Origin of the sequence: Nocardia bhagyanarayanae (assembly GCF_006716565.1) — a bacterium.
Taxonomy (GTDB): domain Bacteria; phylum Actinomycetota; class Actinomycetes; order Mycobacteriales; family Mycobacteriaceae; genus Nocardia; species Nocardia bhagyanarayanae.
On the sequence record NZ_VFPG01000001.1, the window covers coordinates 3251731 to 3270143 of the forward strand.

Sequence of the window (18413 nt, forward strand, 5' to 3'; positions counted from 1 at the left end):
GCTCCGCCCAGGTGCATCACGGTTCACCAGCGCACTGGGAAGGATTCCAGGTCGTTTTGGGTGAGGACGGGGAGGTTGTGGATTTCCTCGGCGGGGACCGCCAAGGTGAGGGTGGGGAAGCGGGTGAGGAGGGCGGGGAGGGCGATGGTGGCTTCGAGGCGGGCGAGGGCGGCGCCGGGGCAGATGTGCGGGCCGTGGCCGAAGGCCGTGTGGCGGTGGGAGGTTGGGCGGGTGGGGTCGAAAGTGTCGGCGTCGGGGCCGTGCAGGGTGGTGTCGCGGCCGATGGCGCGGTAGGAGAGGACGACGCCGTCCCCCTCGGGGATGACGGTGTCGGCGACGGGGATGTCCTCGGTGGCGAAGCGCATCAGCAGGTGGGTGACGGGGGTGTCCCAGCGGAGGGTTTCCTCGATGGCCGCTTTCCATTCGAGGTCGCCGTCGCGGAGGCGGCGTAGGTGCTCGGGGTGAGTGAGCAAGGCGCGCAAGGTATTCAGGAGCAGGCCGACGGTGGTTTCGTGGCCCGCGGCGACGAGCGCCTTCAGGTTGCCGACGACCTCTTCTTCGGTGAGCGGTTCGCCGCCGTCGTCGGCGAGGATGAAGGCGCTGGTGAGGTCGTCGGTGGGCGAGGCGGTCTTCTCGCGCACCAAATCGGTGAAGTAGGAGTCCAATTCGTCGATGACGCGCAGCCGCTCGTCCTGCGGAGTGAGCAGGGAGAAGAACGCCTTGTACCAGGCGAGCAGCATCGGGTGATCGGCGCGATCGACGCCCATCAGTTCGCTGATGACGCGCATCGGCAGCGGATAGGCGAAGAGCGCTTTCAGGTCGACGACCGACCCGTCGCGGCCCGCCGCGTCGAGATCGTCGAGCAGTTCGTCGGTGAGCCGTTCGATGGCGGGGCGCAGCGCGTCCAGGCGGCGTGCGGTCAAGGCCTGGGTGGTCTTGATCCGCAAGCGCCGGTGTTCGGCGCCGTCCACCGTGAACATCGAACGACCGGTGTCGATCATGCCGATGAGCGGCCACTGCCTGGTCACCGTTCCGGAGGTCCACAGCGACCACGCATCGATGTCCTTGACCAAGCGCGGGTCGGTGAGGAGTTTGCGGGCCACCGCGTGTTCCGTGACGCTCCAGGCGGGCACGCCGAGCAGCTCGATCCGAGCGAGCGGGCCCGCGGCTCGCAGTCGTTCGGTCTCACCGGCGAGATCACGTACCAGCGGATCGATGGATATCGCCGCGATGCGATGTTTCTCGTCGGTCACTGGGGTGCCTCCCTGCGCGGCCGAAGGCGACGATGTAGACAGCTACCTGCCCCCGCGCATCCCCCGGACTTCGAAAAGAACTGTCGTGAACACGCTTTCGTGCCCACCACAGAGGCTACCGCCGGAGCCGCCGAACTGCACCTGAATGCTGTCGCCCCCGATTCTGGGGTACGGACCGCGACCGGCGATGCGGGAGAACGGCTTTCACCGCAGGCGGCATGACGTACGCCCCGCCCGGAGTGCGCTCGGCACCAGTGCGGCGGACGCTCCGCGATGCATGCGGGACGCGCGCCGCCCCATCACAGGCGGACGGATGCGAGCGCGCGATCGGAGGACGTATCGGACTGACGCGCCGTCGTGCGCCTCCGCCGCGTGGGCGCGGTCAGGACGGCCAAGCATCCCGAGACGAGGGCGATGCCGACCCAACCGAGAACAGGCAGGCGTTCCCCGACGACCAGCACCGCCAGCACCGCCGCACCCGCCGGTTCCAGCAGCGACAGGGTGGTCGCCGTGCTCGCGGCGACATGCGCGAGCCCCCACCCGAACAGCACGTACCCGGCGAACATCGGCACCACCGCCATGTACGCGCCCACCGCGGCGTTACCCCACGAGCCGACGAGAGGTCCGCCGGTGGTGATCAGGACGGGAACCAAACCCAGCCCGCCGAGGCCGAAGACGGCGCCCATTGCCGCGCGGGCGCCGATCCCGCCGGTGATCAGGCGATGGGCCGCCCAGGAGTACACCGCGTAGGTCGAAGCGGCGAGCAAACCGAGTCCGACGCCGAGTGCGGCGGCCCCGGCCGATTCCGGCCCCGCCGCGCGGCCGGTGCCGGTGGCTTCGGCCGCGCAGATCGACACCGTCCCCAGCAGGCCCAGTGCCGCGCCGAATCGCCAACGGCGCGTGAGCTTTCGCCGGTCGGCAACCCGCTCGAGCACGGCCGAGGCCAGCGGCGCCATGCCGACCGAGACCGCGGTGCCCACCGCCACCCCGGCCAGTCGCATCGAGCTGTAGAACGCCAAAGGGTAGACAGCCACCGAGACCGCGCCCACGAGCACGGTGCCACGCCGGTCGAGCAGTTGCCGCGCCTGGCGGGTGATCGGCCCAGCAGCGAGCAGCGCCTGTAGCAGGCCGCCGACACCCATGGCCATCGCGCCGATGGCCAGCGGTCCCACCTCGGGAGCGAAGCTCGCCGCGGTGCCGGTCGTGGCCCACAGCAACGACGCCGCGAGCACGCACACCGCACCCACCCGCACCGATCCCCGCTCCCGAGCGACGGCACGGCCGACGCCCGGATGCGGCGCCCCGACGCGGTTCACAACTTGTCCAGCAGGTCGGCGGCGATCGAGCGCGCACGGTCCAAGCGGGCGCCCTCGCCTTCCAGCCCGGCGCGCGCTATCGCGCCTTCCAACAGAAACGACAGGTGCTCGGCCAGCGCCCGCGCTTCCTCGTCACGCCCGGGAAGCAAGTGCTCGAGGTGACCTCGCAGCAGGGACTCCACCTCTTCCTTGTGGCGGCGTACCACCGCGCGGCCTTCGTCACCGGCCGGCAATTCCGCCGCCGCGTTCAGCAGCCCGCACCCCCGGAAGCCGTGCTCGTACGCCGACGCCGCGTGGTCGGCGTAGGAGTCGAAGATCGCCAGCACAGCCCCGGCCGGACCCTCGGCACGCTCCAGCCGCGCCCGGTACAGCCCGAGCCATTCCTCGTGACGCGCGTCCAAATATGCCCGCACCAGCTCGGCCTTCGACGCGAAGTTGTTGTACAGGCTCATCTTCGCCACGCCCGCATCGGCGGTGATCGTGTCGATCCCGGTCGCCGCCACGCCGTCGGCGTAGAAGCGCCGCGCCGCCGCCTCCAGCAGGCGCTCCCGAGCCGGTCGGCGCCGCTGACCGGATGGGTCCATGTCACACCTCCAAATTAGGTAGGTCAGTCTACCCAGTTATGCTCGGAAAACCCATCCGAATTTCGATCCGCAGCGAAGCACCTCTTATGCGGGAGATGGCGAAGCATGGCGGATGATCCGGACGAACGCGGCGTCATCCGGTTGCACCGGCACCCAGCGGCGAACGGGGCGGCACCGCCGTGCTCCACGTCCGACCACGGCCCGGCCGCCGAACGCAGCCGCTGGCTCGCGGACCTGCTCGCCGCCGTGGGCGACGGCGACCGGGAAGCGTTCACCGACTTCTACCGCGCGACCAGCCACCGCGTGTTCGGCCTCGCGATGCGCATCGCGCGCAGCAGGGCCGCGGCCGAGGAGATCACCCAGGAGGTGTATCTCCAGGCCTGGTCGACGGCCGCGACGTACGACCGCAACCGGGCCAGCCCGATCGGCTGGCTGATGATGCTCACGCACCGGCGCGCGGTCGACCGTGTCCGCGCCGAGCAGTCGACCGCCGACCGGGACATCGTGTACGGCCACAGCCACCTGGGCCGAGACCACGACATCGTCGCCGAGGAGGTCGGCCAGCGCCTCGACGAGCAATCCGTGCTCGATTGCCTGGGCACGCTCACGAGCATGCAGCGCGAAGCCCTCGCGCTGGCGTACTACAGCGGGCGCACCTACCGCGAGGTCGCCGACCAGCTGGACGTCCCGTTGCCCACCGTCAAAAGCCGCATCCGCGACGGACTGCGGCGACTCGCGACCTGCCTGACCGGAGGTGAATCCAGTTGATCGACGCGGAGTCTCCCGACCCGGACCTGCTCGACCTGGCTTTCCCCTATGCGATGGACGCCGTCAGCGACGGCGAGCGCGCGACCATCGACGATCGCGTCGACGCCGTGGACGCGGCCACGGCCGCCGCCTTCGACGACACCGTGCGCGGCGTCCGCGAGACGGTGGCGGCGATGACGGTGGTCGACAGCGTCGCGCCGCCCGCCGAACTGGAGGCGGTGATCCTGGCCGCGATCGACGGTCCCGCAGGCGGCGGCAGGCGCCGCACCGGCCCGCGATGGCTGGCGGCGGCCGCCGCGCTCGTCGTCGCGGTCGGCGTGGGGGTGGGCGCGGCGGTCTTCCTCGGCCGCGACACGGTCCAGCCAAGCCCCGACATCACGGCCCAGCTGGTACGGGAACAAGCCGACATCAGGACCCGGCCCGCGGCGGTCGAGGGCGGCGGGAGGCTGCTGGTGACCACCTCCGCGGAACTGGGCGCCGCGACGGTGATCTTCGACGGGGTGCCCGCACTCCAAGAGGGGCGGTCCTATCAGCTCTGGCTGGTGCCGCCGGAGGGTCCGCCGCGCTCGGTCGGGGTCCTCGCGCAGCCGCCGACCCCGGACGCGCCGTTCGTCACCCGGTTCCATCCCTCGGACGCCCTGGCGATGACGATCGAACCGCCCGGCGGGTCGCCGCTGCCGACGTCGACACCGATCACCGCGCTCGCCCTCGGCTGACCGGCGGCGGCCGCGATCTCCGATGGCACCGCTGAGGTTCAGCGCGTTCCGCGGGTAGGTCCCGCGACGATGTCGGAACCGGGCATCGGCTCGGCGGGGGCCTCCGGACGCCACGCTTCCCGGACACCGGGCACCCCGTCCTGCACGACGAAACTCGCGCGGGTGTGGATGGGCGCGCCCGTGCGGCGGATGTACGGCACGACACGGAAGTCGTTGCGCCACAGTCCGTGGTCGAGTTCGACGCGGACGTAGCCGCGCTGCGCGTTGAAGAACTCGAGATCGGGATTGGCGGCGAGCAGGCGCCGTCCGGTGTCGTTCATGTCCGCGCCGTCGCCCCCGCTGGTGATCGAGGTGCCCGTGAATTCCGAAGCGACCACCGGTGATTCGGGATCGGCGTAATCGCGGCGCAGGTGGGCCGCGTGGTTCTGGTGCCGGTCGCCGGTGATCACCACCAGGTTGCGGACGCCGCGGTCCGAGGCCGCGCCGAGCACGGTATTCCGATCCGCCACGTATCCGTCCCACGAGTCGGTGGACACCGCCAGGTCCGGACCGGGATCGCTGTCGGTCTGGCTCATGCCCACCTGATTGCCGACGATCTGCCAGCGTGCGGGCGAGGACGCGAAGCCGTCGAGCAACCAATCACGTTGTGCGGCACCCAGAATGGTGCGATCGGGATCGAAGCGGTCGCCGCAGCCCGCGGTGACGTTGCCGCCGCAGGCCTGCGGCGTCCGGTACTGCCTGGTGTCCAGCATGGTGATCTCCGCGAGGTCGCCGAACCGGTAGCGGCGGTGCAGGCGCATGCCGGAGCGGCGCGGCAGCTGCGCGAGCCGCAGCGGCTGGTGTTCGTACATCGCCTGGAAGGCGGCCGCGCGACGGCGACGGAAGAGCGCGGGAATCATGTGAACGTCGATACCGAGACCGGGCGAGCCCGCCGCCCAGTTGTTGTCGACCTCGTGATCGTCCATGGTGACCAGCCACGGGAACGCCGCGTGCGCGTCGCGCAGCGGCTGCTCGGCCTTGTACAGCGCGTAGCGCAGCCGATAGGTCGGCAGGTCGACGGCCTCGTCCTGGAACTCCGTACCCAGCGAAAGTCCTTGGCGGCCTTGCACCCACGCGCGCTCGTAGATGTAATCGCCGAGGTGCACGACCAGGTCGAGGTCTTCCTGGGCGAGGTGCTCGTAGGCGGTGTAGTAGCCGGAACTCCACGACTGGCAGGAGGCGAAGGCGAAGCGCATGCGCGCGGTCGGCTGTCCGTGCGGCGGCGCGGTGCGGGTGCGCCCGATCGGCGAGATCACCGAGCCCGCGCGAAACCGGTAGTAGTACCAGCGGTCCGGCGCGAGTCCGTTGACCTCCGGGTGCACGCTGTGCGCGAGATCCCGGGTGGCGACGGCCGAACCGCGGGCGACCACCCGGTGGAAGAGCTCGTCGTCGGCGACCTCGTAGTCGACCGTCACCGGGTGATTCATCATGCCGCCGTGGCCGTCCGGCGCGAACGGGTCCGGCGCCAGCCTCGTCCACAGGACGACGCCGTCCGGAGTCGGGTCACCGGAAGCCACCCCGAGCGTGAACGGATCCGCCGACCAGCGCGGTGTGCGGAACCGCCCGCTGCTGGCCGCCGACGCGCCGACGAGCACCGCGGCCGATCCCGCGGCGCCGAACCGCAACATCTGCCGCCGAGACACGCCCATAAATCACGGTACATCGGATCGGGCGCGACTCTCCGCCGCCGATCGCAGGGCGCTCGGCGGGAAACCGGCGCGTCTCAGGCCCCCTGGAGCCGGATCTCGCTGGAGAGTTCCGCCGCCAGCTCGCTCAACTTGGTCCTGTCCGGATCGGCTCCGGCGCGACCGGCGACCTCGTCCCGCGTCGCGATGGTCAGACCGTCCGCGGAGCCCTCGGCAATCTCGACGCGACCCTCGAGCAGCACCAGGCATGCGTCGGCGCTCGCGCTCAGCAATTCGCGCAGATCGCTCTCGGTGACCGTGGTGTGCGGCTGCTTCGCGTTGTCGTCCATGCCTATCGGGTGCCCGGCCCGCCGAGTGGGAAACCCGGATGCCAACTGTTTGCTGTAGAGGCCGAGGTCGGCCTGGCAAAGGGCATACTTGTTCCGTGACGGACATGGGTGAGCTGACCCCCGAGACGCCCGCGGGTGTGGTCGCGCACGTGGTGAGCGTCGGCCGTCCGCAGGTCGCGGGAACTTTCCGCTTCTGGTTCGCCGACCAGCGCTGGGAGTGGTCCGACGAGGTCGCCCTGATGTACGGGTACACGCCCGGCAGCGTCACGCCGACAACCCAGCTGTTGCTCTCGCACAAGCATCCCGCCGACCGCGAGCTCGTCGCCGACACCATCGCCAACGCGCAGCGCAACGCCGCGCCGTTCTGCAGCAGGCACCGCATCGTCGACACGACCGGCCGCGTCCATCCCGTGCTCGTGCTCGGCGACATGATGACCGACGACGCGGGCCACCCCATCGGCACCGCGGGCTACTACATCGATCTCACCGACGCCATCGACGAGCAACGCAGGGAGACCCTGGACGAGGCACTGCCCGAGCTGTTCGAGGCCCGCGCGGTGATCGAGCAGGCCAAGGGCGTCCTGATGAGCGTGTACAGCATCAACGCCGATCAGGCGTTCCGCGTGTTGCGGTGGCGGTCGCAGGAAACCAACATCAAACTGCGCACCCTCGCCGCGCAGCTTCTCACCGAAATGAGCACGCTGCCGCCGGTGCGTCCCGGTGTGCAGACCGCTTTCGATCACCTGTTGCTCACGTTGCACCAACGCATCGCGCCGGACTGAGGATCGCCGGTTCGATTCGACGCTCCGAAGCTGGGTAGCCCGTCGTTGACACGGACCGACGACGAGAAAGGCACGAGCGATGACTCAGCCCATCACGAGCACCCTCGATCCGGAACAGCAGCGCATCGCGGGCGAGGCCCTGCGCGGCACCGTGGTCGATTTGATCGACCTCTCGTTGATCGCCAAGCAGGCGCACTGGAACGTGATCGGCCGGAACTTCCGCTCGGTACATCTGGCACTGGACGAACTGGTGACCGCGGCACGCGAGTTCACCGATTCGGCCGCCGAGCGCGCCACCGCGATCGGCGTGAGCCCGGACGGCCGGGCCGCGACCGTTGCCGAGAAGTCCGGCGCGATCGGCTTTCCCGACGGCTGGCAGCAGGACTCCGAGGTCATCGACGCGGTGGTCGGCAACTTGGCCGCGGTGATCTCCCGGCTGCGCGAGCGGATCGATGCCACCGAGAAGGCCGATCCGGTGACCCAGGACTTGTTCATCGAGATCGCCGCGCGCCTCGAGCAGCTGCACTGGATGTGGCAGGCGCAGCTGGCGACGGCGTGAGCGGGATAGGCCACCGCCCGCGCGCCGCCGACCGGCGTGGGGCGGATGGAGGGCAAATGTCCGGGTTCCGTCGCGGCGCACTGCTTTGGCGCCCTTCCGAACTGGCCGGTTGCACGGTGCTCCGGCCGAGCGGAGTGCTGGACTGGGACGGCTATCGCCGATTCGGCGACGACCTGGTGCGGTACGCCGTCGACCGCCCGCGCGCGGTGATCGTGGTGGTCGACGACCTCGATCTGGTCGAGGACGCGGTGGCGACCGCGTGCGCGTCCGCCCGGGTGCGGGTCAGCGACTGGCCGCACGTGCCGATCGTGCTGGTGGCCGCCGGGCTGGCGAACCCGACGGCGACCGTCGCGGCCAGGCACCGGGTGCCGACGTTCCCGTCCATCGAGGACGCGCTGCGGGCCCTGCCGCCCGCGCCGCCGCGGCGCGACGCGGCGATCGAACTGGCGCCGAGCACGGTCTCGTCGATGCACGCCCGCCAGTTCGTGACCCGCATGTGCGATCGCTGGGAGGTCGGCCCGGTCCGCACGGACGCGCTGCTCGTCGCCACCGAACTGGTGGAGAACGCGCTGCTGCACGCTTTCGGCGAGTTGCTCCTGCGCCTGGAATGCCAGGGCGGGTCGCTCACGATCGCGGTGGCCGACGCCGATCCGCAAGAGGCGATGTTGCGTGAACCGGCCGCCGGGCATCCGGCCCGGTTCGGTCTGCACGTGGTGGCCTCGCTGGCGCGGGCTTGGGGTTGCGCACCGCGCTGGCCGGTCGGCAAGGTCGTGTGGGCGACGCTGGCGGATCAGCGGCGTTCGCTGCTGTTGTGAGCGTGTCGAGGCAGGCCACCGGCCGCCGCGTTCTCATCCGTTGAGCGCGGCGGCCAGGACCGGCCAAGCGGTGTGCAGGTCCCGCTGCCAGTAACCCCAGGAATGCGTGCCGGTCGCCCGGTGCTCGAAGGTGGCAGGAATGCCCAAGTCTCGCAAGCGATCTCGCAGCTGCTCGGTGCACCGGCTGGTAATGGCTTCTAGCACACCGCCGATGGCGAGCTGATCGGTCAATTTCGCCGCACTTGCGCCTATTCCAGGACCGTCGAGGGTGTCCAGTGGGCCGGGCAGGCCGGTGCCGGTCGACACGTAGACGGTCGTGCCGCGCAGCCGGTCGGCGTGCAGGTACGGGTCGTTGTCGGCCCAGGCGGCGTCGCCGGGCGGACCCCACATGTTGGCCGGGTCGCCGCGGTGGGCCGCGACGATGGCGCTGACGACCGCGCGGCCCTGCGGATCGCTGGTGCGCGCGCACCCGCTGAACGAGCCGATGGCGCGGTACCGGCCGGGCGCGGCGAGCGCGAGCTGGAACACCGAGGTGCCCGCCATGGAGACGCCCGCGATGGCGTTCGCGCCGGTGCCGAGGAAGGCGGTGTCGATCAGCGGCGGCAGCTCGCGCGTGAGGAAAGTGGTCCACCGCTGTCTGCCGAGCACCGGATCGTCGGCTCGCCAATCGGTGAAGTACGTCCCCGCGCCGCCTCGCGGGACGACCACGGTGACCTGCCGGTCGGCGAAGAACCGGTCGATGTCGGTGTTGCCGGTCCAGCTGCCGCCCGCGCCGCCGTCGACGCCGTTGAGCAGGTAGAGAACGGGCGCGGGCCACGCGCGATCGCGGGCGGGGAGGACGGTGAGGTCTAGGTCTCGGTCCATGGCCGGTGAATGGACGACCAGTTCGAGCGCTCGGCCTTGCCCCGGCGCGATACTCACCAGCCGCGCCGGGTCCATGGCAGATCCGGTCGTGTCGATCGGGGCGGGCGCCGCGGCCCAGTCGCTCGGCTCGGCCCGCGCGGCGGCGCCGAACGACAGCGCGAGCACCACGACGAGCACCGGTGCGGCGACGCGTCCAACTCTCATGACATCTCCCGGCGTAAGGACCACGGGGAACCTAAGTCGCGCGCCGTGCGACGGACAAGGCCTCGCGAGCACCGTTGGGATATGGAGGCAGCCGCGGTGGCGCGACGCTGGTAACCGGCACAACATCGCCGACATCGCTGGCCCGCGAGCGCCGCTGTGTCGTTCACTCGACGAGAGCGTGTGATCCCCCGGGGCGTCTCCCGGCTGCGCGAATCGAGGCACCTGTGATCGGTATCGGCTTTCGGACCGCACCGCCGGGTTTCGGGCGGACGCGAATCCTGTTGGGCGCCATCGTCCTGATGATGGCCGCGTGCGGACTGCCCGGCCGGGCCGCCGCGTCACCGACCGCCACCGCGGACGCCGCGCGGATCGATGGCGTGCGCGGCATCGCCGACCGCGCGGTCGAGCTCGACGTGTACTCCGCGGCGATGAACGCCGTGACCCGGGTCCGGGTGCTGCGCGCCGCGGACCCGGACGCGCCTGCGCCGGTGTTCTATCTGCTCAACGGGGCCAACGGCGGCAGCGACGGCAACTGGACCGACCGCACCGACATCGCGTCCTTCTTCGCAGGCAAGCAGGTCACCGTGGTGATCCCGATGGGCGGCGCGGGCAGCTACTTCACCGACTGGCGAGCCGACGATCCGGTCCTCGGCAGGCAGCGCTGGTCCACCTTCCTCACCAGAGAACTGCCGCCGCTCGTCGACGCGGAATTCCACGGCACCGGCGCCAACGCCATCGCCGGGATCTCGATGGCGGGCACCTCGGTGTTCCAGCTCGCGCTCGCCGCGCCGGGGCTGTATCGCGGCATCGGATCCTATTCCGGCTGCGTGCGCACCAGCGATCCGCAGGGCCAGGTCCTGGTCAACGCGGTGGTGAACGCGCGGCTCGGGAACACCGTGAACATGTGGGGGCCGCCCACCGATCCGACGTGGCGCGCCAACGACCCCTACCTGCACGCGGCCGAGCTGCGCGGCACCGCGATCTACGTGTCGACCGGCACCGGCGTGCCCGGTCCGCTCGACACCATCGACGGCGTCCGCGGCGACCTGCTGCAGCTGACCTATCAGCTGCTGTTCGGCGCGCCGCTGGAGGCGGTGACCGACATGTGCACGCGCCAGTTGCGGGATCGGTTGCGCGAGTTGAACATTCCCGCGACATTCGATCTACGTCCCACCGGCACGCACTCCTGGGGCTACTGGCAGCAGGATCTGCACAACTCGTGGCCGCTGTTCGAGGCCGCGCTCACCCCTTGACGCCGACCGTTGCCCGTCGTTAACTCGCGCGTCCGCTGGGTACCGCGGGGTTATGGCGCACTTCAGACGGTGGGGCGCGGTGTACGTCCTGATACTGCTGTTCCTCGGGTCCTGGCTCGGGCAGTTCTTCACCCAGCTCGCCGACTTCCGCCACGCGCAGTCGGCGCATCAGCAGCCCTTCGTGTGGGGCGAGTTCTGGTCGGACTTCCTGTCCAGCACGTTCGAGAACTGGCAGAGCGAGTGGTTGCAGCTCGTCTTCCAGGCGGTGCTGCTCCTCGGCGCCAAGCACTGGATCTTCCGTGCCGACGCCGAGGACCTGGAACGTATCGAGACCAAGATCGACCAGGTGCGGCAGGCTCTCGTCCAGCTCGAGGCGGAGAGCCGACGGGTCTGAGGGCTCTCGACGCCGCTGCCGGAGGCCGTCCGCGCATGGCCGGAGCGGAGGCGAAGGTATGCGTCAGCCGAACAGACCGCCGAGTACGCCGCTGCTCTGCCCGGCCTGCTGTCCGCCGCCCGCGCCGCCGATCAGCCCGCCGGGCGGCAGCTCCGAGGGCTGCACGATGACGAAGCCGCGGCCCGAGAACGCCAGCGTCAGGCCTTCGCCCGTGCTGCGGCCGATCAGCCTGCCGAGACCGAACGAGTCGTTGCGCTTGATACCCGTCTGCAAGCTCGACGACCACGCCACCGCCGCCTGGGGATCGGCATAGGTCGGCTGGTCGACGTTCAGCACCACCGGTGTGCCGTGGGTGGTGATGGCGATCCGCCCTCGGCCGGTGAACACGCAGTTGAAAAGCCCGGCGTTACTGGCGAACCCGGCCGCGCCCTGCACCATCTTGATGTCGTAGCGCAGCGTGGAGTCGAAGGCGAGCACGTTGGCCCCGTTGATGGTCAGGCCGTCGCTGCCGTCCAGATCGATGATGTGCACGTCGGCGGCGGCGTTGGCCAGGAACAGGTCGCCGCGGCCGGAGACCTTCATCAGCGGCACGCCCTCTCCGGTCAGCCGCTGCTGGATGGCGCGGCCGATGCCGCCGGAGCCCAGCGCCTGGAACTGCAGTTCGCCCTGGTAGGCGACCATCGACCCGGCGCGAGCCATGACCTCGCCCGCGAGGCCGACCTTGACCATCTTGCCGCCCTGTTTCTGGATGCCGACACCGCCGACCTCGGCGTGGCTCGGGTTGAACAGATCGCTCTGCATCGGCAGCGCTCCTTGCTGGGGTGTCGACATCGGCGGGGGAGGTACCGCGCCGGGCGGAGGGTAGGTGGGGCTCGCCTGTTGCGGTGAGCCGTACGCCGGGGCGTTCGGGTACGCCGGAGGCGGGGTCGAGTGCGGGCCGTACGCGGGGCCCGCGGGTGGGGCGCCGTAGCCGCCGGACGGTTGAGGTGCCGACGGATAAGCCGGGGGTGGCGCTGGTGCGCCGTATGCGGGCGGCGGTGCGGCGGGAGAGCCGTATGCGGGCGGCGGTGCGGCGGGAGAGCCGTATGCGGGCGGGGCGGCCTGCGGGGCGGTCGGGGAGCCGTACGCCGGGGGCGCGGCGGGTGCGCCGTACGCGGCCTGGGGCGCGGCGGGCGGCGGTGCGGGTTCGTCGTCGACGTTCACGCCGAAGGCCCTGGCGATCCCGGCCAGTCCGTCGTCGTAGCCCTGGCCGACGGCGCGGATCTTCCACGCGCCGCCGCGGCGATAGATCTCCACGCACACCACGGCCGTCTCGGTGCTGAGGCCGGTCATCGGGAAAGTGACAGTGCCCGAATCGGATCCGATCGTCGCGGTGAGCGACCCGGCGCTCGCGAAGGTGGGCGGGCCGCTGCCGTCCAGGCTGGCGGTCACGACGACCGTGTCCACGTCGGCGGGCAGCGCGGAGGTCTGCACGTCGACCATGTCGCCCGCGCCGCGGCCGTGCCGGTAGTTGACGCCGGGCCCGACGGGTTGGTTGAAGAAGACGAAATCGCCGTCGGAGCGCACCCGGCCCGCCGCGTTCAGCAACAGGGCGGACACGTCGACGGGCGCGGTGCAGGTGACGGTGACCGTCATCCGGTCGCCGGGTGCGGGCCGGTTCTCGCCGCGGGCCAGCGCGGTCACGCCGGGCCCGCCGTCGCGCTGGGTCGCCAGGACATCGAACTCATGGTCACGAGTGTGTCGCGCATCCGCGTCGTTCGCCACCGTGCCCTGTCGATCGGGGTGGATCACCGTCCCGGTACCGGCTCGATGGACGCGGCCCACTGTGGCCGCGCCGCGCCGGATCGCAGCCGCACCGCGAGATCGTCCGTGTCCCTGGCCGATACGCCGCCGGGGCGATATTCGCGCCCGCTTCCGAATCGGTCGTGATGTCGGTATTGTCGGAAACAGCAAGATCGCTTTTATCGACGGATCGCCCCGATTTCGCTGGAGTCGACTTCTAGTCGATGTGCAACGGCGTTACCTTGGTAAAACACTCCGTTAGCCAATTATTAACGGTGATAATTCGCACAATCACAAAAGTGGATTTGTGGATTTCTTTTTCATAACGTTGCTGGTGCGCGCCGCTGGCGTGACGAACCAGTCCGTGAAAGGAAAGCCCCACACATGTTCTCTCGCAAGACCTTCGCCGCCGCCGGTGCCGCCGCTGTCGCTGCCACCATGTTCTTCGGCCCTGTCGCGGTCGCCTCCGCCGAGGAGTCCACCGGCTCCGCCGACTTCGCCACCGGCTCGGCCGGCTCGTCCACCGGTTCGGCCGGCTCGTCCGCCGGCTCGAGCATGCTCGACTCCGGCAGCTCGGCCCTCGACGGCGGCACCTCGGCCATCGTCAACATCATCGAGGCGATCACCGGCGTCCGTGACCTGACGGCGCCCGCCGAGCCTGCCTGATTCGATCTCGGTCGATCACTGCTACGTCGGCCCCCGGGGTTCGGATTTTCCTGAGCCGTAACGCACCGGCCCCCGGGGGAGTCATTGCAGTGAATTTGCCGTAATTGATCTTGTCATCCGCCGTTCCCGTATGGGGGCGGCGGATGAACTCTTTTCAATTACGTTTGCTGCCAAAGAAAGTGGCCCGCGAACTAGTGAGTGTTCGGCGTCTGGAGTATCGCTCGAGTGCCGTCTCGTGAACCCGTCGGCGAAATGATGATCTCGGTGGCGCGGGGTTGACCGCGCCGAGACCGCGGGGCAAGGTGGGCCGATGGGCAGCGAAGAGGTGCGCGCGGGCGTCACGCTGACGAATCTGGACAAGCCGCTGTTCGACGGTGCGGCGGCGACCAAACGGGATCTGATCGACTACCTGGAGTTCGTCGGCGACCGGCTGGTGCGCCAGCTGCGCGACCGGCCGCTCTCGGTGGTGCGGATCCGGCCGGGGCAGGAACCGTTCATGCAGAAGAACCTGCCCAAGTACACGCCGGAGTGGGTGCCCCGGGTGACGCTGTGGGCCGAGAGCGCGCGCCGCGAGGTTACCTACGCCCTCGGTGACGACGTGCGCACGCTGCTGTGGTTCGGCAATCAGCGCGCCGTCGAATATCACCCGACGCTGCTGCTCGCCGACCACTCCGCCGGACCCACCCATCTGGTCCTCGATCTCGACCCGTCACCTGGGCAGACCTTTCGGCACGCGGTGCTCGGCGCCGAACTGATCCGCGCGGCCCTGGCCGCGGACGGCCTGGCGGGCGCGGTGAAAACCAGCGGCGCCAAGGGGGTTCACGTGTTCGTCCCCGTGGTCGCGGGCACCGACATCGAGGACGCCGCCGCGGCCACCCGGGCGATCGCGGCCCGCGCCGAGCGTCTCGACCCCGAGCTGGCCACCACCGCGTTCATCCGCGAGGACCGCGAGGGCAAGGTCTTCCTCGATTCCACCCGTTCCGGCGGCGCGACCGTCGTCGCGGCCTACAGCCCCCGCATCCGCCCCGGCGTCCCGGTCTCCTTCCCGGTCGGCTGGGCCGACCTCGCCGACGCGAAGCCGACCGATTTCACCCTCCACACCGCCCCCGAGCGCCTCGGCGACCGCGATCCGTGGACCGAGGAAATGCCCGCGCCACAAACCCTTCCCGACGATCTCGTCGCCGAGGGCCACACCATCCCGGTCGCCCGCGTCCAAGCCATGCACGAAGGCAAACGCCGCGCCCGCGCCCGCCGCGCCACCTGACCGTGCCCACCGCACGGCTCGCCGAGCCGACAGCGTGCCCGGGGTTGTCGAAGTCAGGGGATGCGGGCGACGGCGCCGAGCATGGAGACGGCCTCGGGGCGGGGGTGAGGCCGCCAGACTTCTGGGCGCCAGGTCATCACCGAGCCGATGCCGGGCGGCACCAGATCGAAACCGGTGAAGAATTGGCGGAATTCGGCGGTCGAGCGCAATTGGAAGGGGACGCCGCTGCGCTTGTTGGCCAGTTTCGTCTCGGCGAGATCCTCGTCGGTGAGGTGATCGTTGGTGGCGTGGGTCATCACCAGGTAGCTGCCGGAGGGCAGCGCCTCGCAGAGCTGGCGCACCAAGCCGTAGGGCGCCTCGTCGTCGGTGATGAAGTGCATGATGGCCACCAGCATCAACGCGACCGGCTGGGTGAGATCGAGAGTGCCGGTGAGGTCCGGGTGGGTCAGGATCCGTTCGGGGTCGCGCAGATCGGCGTCGAGGTAGGCGGTCGCGCCTTCGGGCGAGCTGTTCAGCAGCGTGCGGGCGTGCACGAGCACGATCGGATCGTTGTCCACGTAGACGATTCGCGATTCGGGCGCGATGCCCTGCGCGATCTCGTGCACGTTGCCCGCGGTGGGCAGGCCGGTGCCGATGTCGAGGAACTGCCGGATACCCGCCTCGGCGGCCAGGTACGTCACCGCGCGGCGCAGGAAGTTGCGGTTCTCCACGGCCGCGAGCCGCACCGTCGGGAACGCCTCGGCCACCGCGTCGGCCGAATCCCGGTCCGCCGGAAAATTGTCCTTCCCGCCGAGCCAGTAGTCGTACCGGCGCGCGGGGTGCGGTTTACTGACATCCACCCTGGCTGCCGCCGATTCCGAGTCCACCACGCCCTCAATTCATCTCGACTAGGGTCATCATGTCAGCTCGAGTTGCGAACCGGTAGCGAGGGTGAAACTCGCACGGCCCCCGGAAGGCTCCGTCATGCAGTTGCAGTACAGCCCGTACGACTTCGACGTCCACCGCGATCCCTATCCGTACTACGCAAGGCTACGCGCGGAGGCGCCGGTCTTCCACAACCCGGACGACGACTTCTACGCCTTCGCACGCTACGCCGATATCGTTGCGGCACTGCGTGATTCGGACCGATTCTCCAGCGTCAACGGACTGCGGATGGAGCCGGCGTTCTGGGGACCGCAGGCCGAGCGGTTCTTCTCCTTCGTCGCGATGGACCCGCCCAAGCACACCCGCCTGCGCGGCCTGGTGGCTCGCGCGTTCACCAACCGCCGTGTGCAGGAATTGCAGCCCCGACTACGGGAGATCGCGCGCGGGCTGTGGGAACCGCTGCTGGAGCGCGAAAGCTTCGATCTGATGGCCGATTTCGCGGGCCCGTTCCCCACCGATGTGATCTCCGAACTGGTCGGCGTCCCGGAGGCGGATCGCGACATGATCCGCAAACTGGGCATGGAGATCATGTACACCGACGAGGAGTCCACCGATCTGCGCCCGGAAGCGGTGCAGGCCATCGGCACCCTGGTCGGCTACTACACCGAGCTGGCCATCGAACGCAGCAAGACCCGTCGCGACGACCTGCTCTCCGGCCTGCTCGACGCCGCCGACGGCGACGACCGGCTGACGCCCGAGGAGATCGTCGGCGTGCTGATCCTGCTGGTCGGCGCGGGCATCGAGACCACCATGCTCACGCTCGGCAACCTCTGGCACGTCGCGTGGCAGCACCCCGACCGGCGCCGCGAGGCCTTCGGCGGACGCATCGACGAGTGGATCGCCGAGGGCATGCGCTACGAACCCGCCACCCAGACCCAGCTGCGCAGCACGACCGAACCGATCTCGCTGCACGGCGTGGACATCCCGGCCGGTGCGCGCATCCTGCTGCTGACCGCCTCGGCCAACCGAGACCCCGAGGTCTTCGCCGAGCCCGACACTTTCGACCTGGACCGCGACACGGGCGCCGCGCTGTCCTTCGGCAGCGGCCGCCATCACTGCCTCGGCGCGAACCTCGCCCAGCTGGAACTGCGCGTCGCGCTGGAGGAGATCATCGGCACGATCGCCGATTACGACATCGATGCCGCGAACCTGCGCCGCATCCACGCCTCCAACAACCGCGGCTTCGCCAGCCTGCCCACCACGGTCACCGTCCGCTGAACGGAACGTCGACGGGGTGGTCGGCCACCCCGTCGACGCCGAGCCGCAGCGCCTCGTCCACCTTGCCGCGGAAATGCGGGCAGGAGCGGAAATCCGGTGCGCCGCAATCCAACGCGTGCTCGATCGTGTTCAGCGCCGCGGTGGCGGCCGCGATCCGCGCGGCCAGCTGATCGCGGTGCGCGCGCAGCAGCTCGCGGCGCGCGTCGCGATCCGCGGCGCTCTCGAAAAGCCGGGCGATCTCGGCCAAGCTGAGCCCGACCCGCTTGCCGAGCAGGATGACGGCCACCGTCTCGGCGTCGTCGGCGCGATAGACGCGGCGACCGCCGGAATCGCGGCGCGGCGCCAGCAGGCCGAGATCCTCCCAGTGCCGCAGCACGTGCGTGGCCAGGCCGAATCGCGCGGCTAGCTCGCCGATCGTCAACCCGGAAGCGGACATACCAGCACTCTAGGCTCGACCGGGGTGTCGCACCGCGTTGCTCCTCAGGCCGCGCGCGCCGTCCACTGCGCGTACAGCCCGAAGGGATATCCGCGCGGACGCACGACTTTCCTGCGCACCGTCGGCTCGGCGAAACGCGCGCCCAATGCGGTGCGCATCGACGCGTCGCGGACGAAACGGAAGTCGTAGAGCGCCAGCGTTCCGCGCGGGCGGAGCACCCGCTCGAGCTCGGCTGCAGCCGCGACCGGATCCGGCCACTCGTGCATGCTCAGGCTGGAGACGACGAGGTCGAAACTGTTGTCGGGGTAGGGAAGTGCGCCGACGTCGCCCACCGACAGTTCGACCTCGTGGCCGGCCAGATTGGTCCGGGCGCGCGCGATCATGTGCGGCGAGAGGTCCACTCCGTGCAGCAGCAGATCGGGCCGTCTGCCCGCGAGGTGGGCCAGCAGCAGGCCGGGGCCGGTCCCCACATCGAGCACCGCCTCGCCCGGCCCGGTGGACGCGGCCACCTCGTCGGCGATATGCCGGTACAGCCCGCCGAGCAGTTTGGTGGCCCGCCGGTCGTAGCCGCGGCTTTCCTGTTCTCCGAACCCGGTCATCT

General features: G+C 70.2%; 20 protein-coding genes. 10 read left to right on the forward strand and 10 right to left on the reverse strand.

The features are described 5' to 3' along the window. Positions 1 to 23 precede the first annotated feature (23 nt). The 3 genes from FB390_RS13610 to FB390_RS13620 all read right to left on the reverse strand — a co-directional run bounded on the left by FB390_RS13610 (position 24) and on the right by FB390_RS13620 (position 3153). Positions 24 to 1253 carry a cytochrome P450 family protein gene (locus tag FB390_RS13610; RefSeq protein ID WP_141809281.1) on the reverse strand — a complete coding sequence of 410 codons (1230 nt, stop codon included), beginning with the start codon at positions 1251 to 1253 and terminating at the stop codon, positions 24 to 26. Positions 1254 to 1552: 299 nt separating this feature from the next. After that, positions 1553 to 2569 (reverse strand): DMT family transporter, encoded by a 1017-nt coding sequence (locus tag FB390_RS13615; protein WP_246124006.1) that lies wholly within the window; start codon positions 2567 to 2569, stop codon positions 1553 to 1555. Next, entirely contained in the window at positions 2566 to 3153 is a 588-nt protein-coding gene (locus tag FB390_RS13620) for a TetR/AcrR family transcriptional regulator (protein ID WP_141809282.1), read from the reverse strand. The genes FB390_RS13615 and FB390_RS13620 overlap by 4 nt, the downstream gene beginning before the upstream one ends. Positions 3154 to 3258: 105 nt before the next feature. Between FB390_RS13620 and sigK the strand changes: the two genes are divergently transcribed. Both sigK and FB390_RS13630 read left to right on the forward strand, forming a co-directional pair. After that, positions 3259 to 3921 (forward strand): ECF RNA polymerase sigma factor SigK, encoded by a 663-nt coding sequence (sigK, locus tag FB390_RS13625; protein ID WP_141809283.1) that lies wholly within the window; start codon positions 3259 to 3261, stop codon positions 3919 to 3921. After that, positions 3918 to 4637 (forward strand): anti-sigma factor, encoded by a 720-nt coding sequence (locus FB390_RS13630; RefSeq protein WP_141809284.1) that lies wholly within the window; start codon positions 3918 to 3920, stop codon positions 4635 to 4637. The genes sigK and FB390_RS13630 overlap by 4 nt, the downstream gene beginning before the upstream one ends. 38 nt (positions 4638 to 4675) lie before the next feature. Here the strand turns inward: FB390_RS13630 and FB390_RS13635 are convergent, their stop codons facing one another. Continuing rightward, entirely contained in the window at positions 4676 to 6325 is a 1650-nt protein-coding gene (locus tag FB390_RS13635; protein WP_141809285.1) for an alkaline phosphatase D family protein, read from the reverse strand. Between the two features lie 74 nt (positions 6326 to 6399). Then, positions 6400 to 6651, reverse strand: coding sequence for a hypothetical protein (locus FB390_RS13640; RefSeq protein WP_141809286.1), 252 nt, complete (start codon positions 6649 to 6651; stop codon positions 6400 to 6402). 104 nt (positions 6652 to 6755) lie between these two features. On the opposite strand from FB390_RS13640, the gene FB390_RS13645 reads away from it, so the two are divergent. The 3 genes from FB390_RS13645 (at position 6756) to FB390_RS13655 (ending at position 8807) form a co-directional block, all read left to right on the forward strand. After that, positions 6756 to 7433 (forward strand): PAS and ANTAR domain-containing protein, encoded by a 678-nt coding sequence (locus FB390_RS13645; protein WP_141811746.1) that lies wholly within the window; start codon positions 6756 to 6758, stop codon positions 7431 to 7433. 79 nt (positions 7434 to 7512) lie between these two features. Further along, on the forward strand, positions 7513 to 7992 hold the full coding sequence (locus FB390_RS13650) for a Dps family protein (protein WP_141809287.1): 480 nt from the start codon (positions 7513 to 7515) through the stop codon (positions 7990 to 7992). 56 nt (positions 7993 to 8048) lie between these two features. Beyond that, on the forward strand, positions 8049 to 8807 hold the full coding sequence (locus tag FB390_RS13655; RefSeq protein ID WP_141809288.1) for an ATP-binding protein: 759 nt from the start codon (positions 8049 to 8051) through the stop codon (positions 8805 to 8807). A 33-nt stretch (positions 8808 to 8840) separates the two neighbouring features. Here FB390_RS13655 and FB390_RS13660 read toward each other — a convergent pair whose 3' ends face one another. Continuing rightward, the gene (locus tag FB390_RS13660; RefSeq protein WP_141809289.1) at positions 8841 to 9875 is read right to left on the reverse strand and encodes an alpha/beta hydrolase; all 1035 of its coding nucleotides are present in this window, start codon (positions 9873 to 9875) and stop codon (positions 8841 to 8843) included. 299 nt (positions 9876 to 10174) lie between these two features. Between FB390_RS13660 and FB390_RS13665 the strand changes: the two genes are divergently transcribed. Then, complete coding sequence (locus tag FB390_RS13665) at positions 10175 to 11128, forward strand: alpha/beta hydrolase (protein WP_141811747.1); 954 nt, start codon at positions 10175 to 10177, stop codon at positions 11126 to 11128. 52 nt (positions 11129 to 11180) lie between these two features. Further along, on the forward strand, positions 11181 to 11522 hold the full coding sequence (locus tag FB390_RS13670; protein ID WP_141809290.1) for a DUF6766 family protein: 342 nt from the start codon (positions 11181 to 11183) through the stop codon (positions 11520 to 11522). 63 nt (positions 11523 to 11585) lie between these two features. Here FB390_RS13670 and FB390_RS13675 read toward each other — a convergent pair whose 3' ends face one another. Then, complete coding sequence (locus tag FB390_RS13675; protein ID WP_185757238.1) at positions 11586 to 13157, reverse strand: AIM24 family protein; 1572 nt, start codon at positions 13155 to 13157, stop codon at positions 11586 to 11588. A 531-nt stretch (positions 13158 to 13688) separates the two neighbouring features. On the opposite strand from FB390_RS13675, the gene FB390_RS13680 reads away from it, so the two are divergent. Both FB390_RS13680 and FB390_RS13685 read left to right on the forward strand, forming a co-directional pair. Further along, entirely contained in the window at positions 13689 to 13970 is a 282-nt protein-coding gene (locus FB390_RS13680; protein WP_141809291.1) for a hypothetical protein, read from the forward strand. Between the two features lie 310 nt (positions 13971 to 14280). Further along, positions 14281 to 15234, forward strand: coding sequence for a DNA polymerase domain-containing protein (locus FB390_RS13685; protein WP_141809292.1), 954 nt, complete (start codon positions 14281 to 14283; stop codon positions 15232 to 15234). 53 nt (positions 15235 to 15287) lie between these two features. Here FB390_RS13685 and FB390_RS13690 read toward each other — a convergent pair whose 3' ends face one another. Beyond that, positions 15288 to 16100 (reverse strand): SAM-dependent methyltransferase, encoded by an 813-nt coding sequence (locus FB390_RS13690; protein WP_141809293.1) that lies wholly within the window; start codon positions 16098 to 16100, stop codon positions 15288 to 15290. Positions 16101 to 16197: 97 nt separating this feature from the next. Between FB390_RS13690 and FB390_RS13695 the strand changes: the two genes are divergently transcribed. Then, the gene (locus FB390_RS13695; protein ID WP_141809294.1) at positions 16198 to 17376 is read left to right on the forward strand and encodes a cytochrome P450; all 1179 of its coding nucleotides are present in this window, start codon (positions 16198 to 16200) and stop codon (positions 17374 to 17376) included. On the opposite strand, the gene FB390_RS13700 is transcribed toward FB390_RS13695, so the two are convergent. After that, on the reverse strand, positions 17363 to 17812 hold the full coding sequence (locus tag FB390_RS13700; protein ID WP_141809295.1) for a MerR family transcriptional regulator: 450 nt from the start codon (positions 17810 to 17812) through the stop codon (positions 17363 to 17365). The genes FB390_RS13695 and FB390_RS13700 overlap by 14 nt on opposite strands. 44 nt (positions 17813 to 17856) lie before the next feature. Then, entirely contained in the window at positions 17857 to 18411 is a 555-nt protein-coding gene (locus tag FB390_RS13705) for a class I SAM-dependent methyltransferase (RefSeq protein WP_141809296.1), read from the reverse strand. Positions 18412 to 18413 lie beyond the last annotated feature (2 nt).

Bases quoted from the DNA above. Each gene is read 5' to 3' on its own strand.
- FB390_RS13620 (WP_141809282.1), bottom strand. From the start codon at position 3,153: ATGGACCCATCCGGTCAGCGGCGCCGACCGGCTCGGGAGCGCCTGCTG.
- sigK (WP_141809283.1), top strand. From the start codon at position 3,259: ATGGCGGATGATCCGGACGAACGCGGCGTCATCCGGTTGCACCGGCAC.
- FB390_RS13635 (WP_141809285.1), bottom strand. From the start codon at position 6,325: ATGGGCGTGTCTCGGCGGCAGATGTTGCGGTTCGGCGCCGCGGGATCG.
- FB390_RS13640 (WP_141809286.1), bottom strand. From the start codon at position 6,651: ATGGACGACAACGCGAAGCAGCCGCACACCACGGTCACCGAGAGCGAT.
- FB390_RS13645 (WP_141811746.1), top strand. From the start codon at position 6,756: ATGGGTGAGCTGACCCCCGAGACGCCCGCGGGTGTGGTCGCGCACGTG.
- FB390_RS13650 (WP_141809287.1), top strand. From the start codon at position 7,513: ATGACTCAGCCCATCACGAGCACCCTCGATCCGGAACAGCAGCGCATC.
- FB390_RS13655 (WP_141809288.1), top strand. From the start codon at position 8,049: ATGTCCGGGTTCCGTCGCGGCGCACTGCTTTGGCGCCCTTCCGAACTG.
- FB390_RS13660 (WP_141809289.1), bottom strand. From the start codon at position 9,875: ATGAGAGTTGGACGCGTCGCCGCACCGGTGCTCGTCGTGGTGCTCGCG.
- FB390_RS13665 (WP_141811747.1), top strand. From the start codon at position 10,175: ATGATGGCCGCGTGCGGACTGCCCGGCCGGGCCGCCGCGTCACCGACC.
- FB390_RS13670 (WP_141809290.1), top strand. From the start codon at position 11,181: ATGGCGCACTTCAGACGGTGGGGCGCGGTGTACGTCCTGATACTGCTG.
- FB390_RS13675 (WP_185757238.1), bottom strand. From the start codon at position 13,157: ATGACGGTCACCGTCACCTGCACCGCGCCCGTCGACGTGTCCGCCCTG.
- FB390_RS13680 (WP_141809291.1), top strand. From the start codon at position 13,689: ATGTTCTCTCGCAAGACCTTCGCCGCCGCCGGTGCCGCCGCTGTCGCT.
- FB390_RS13685 (WP_141809292.1), top strand. From the start codon at position 14,281: ATGGGCAGCGAAGAGGTGCGCGCGGGCGTCACGCTGACGAATCTGGAC.
- FB390_RS13695 (WP_141809294.1), top strand. From the start codon at position 16,198: ATGCAGTTGCAGTACAGCCCGTACGACTTCGACGTCCACCGCGATCCC.
- FB390_RS13700 (WP_141809295.1), bottom strand. From the start codon at position 17,812: ATGTCCGCTTCCGGGTTGACGATCGGCGAGCTAGCCGCGCGATTCGGC.
- FB390_RS13705 (WP_141809296.1), bottom strand. From the start codon at position 18,411: ATGACCGGGTTCGGAGAACAGGAAAGCCGCGGCTACGACCGGCGGGCC.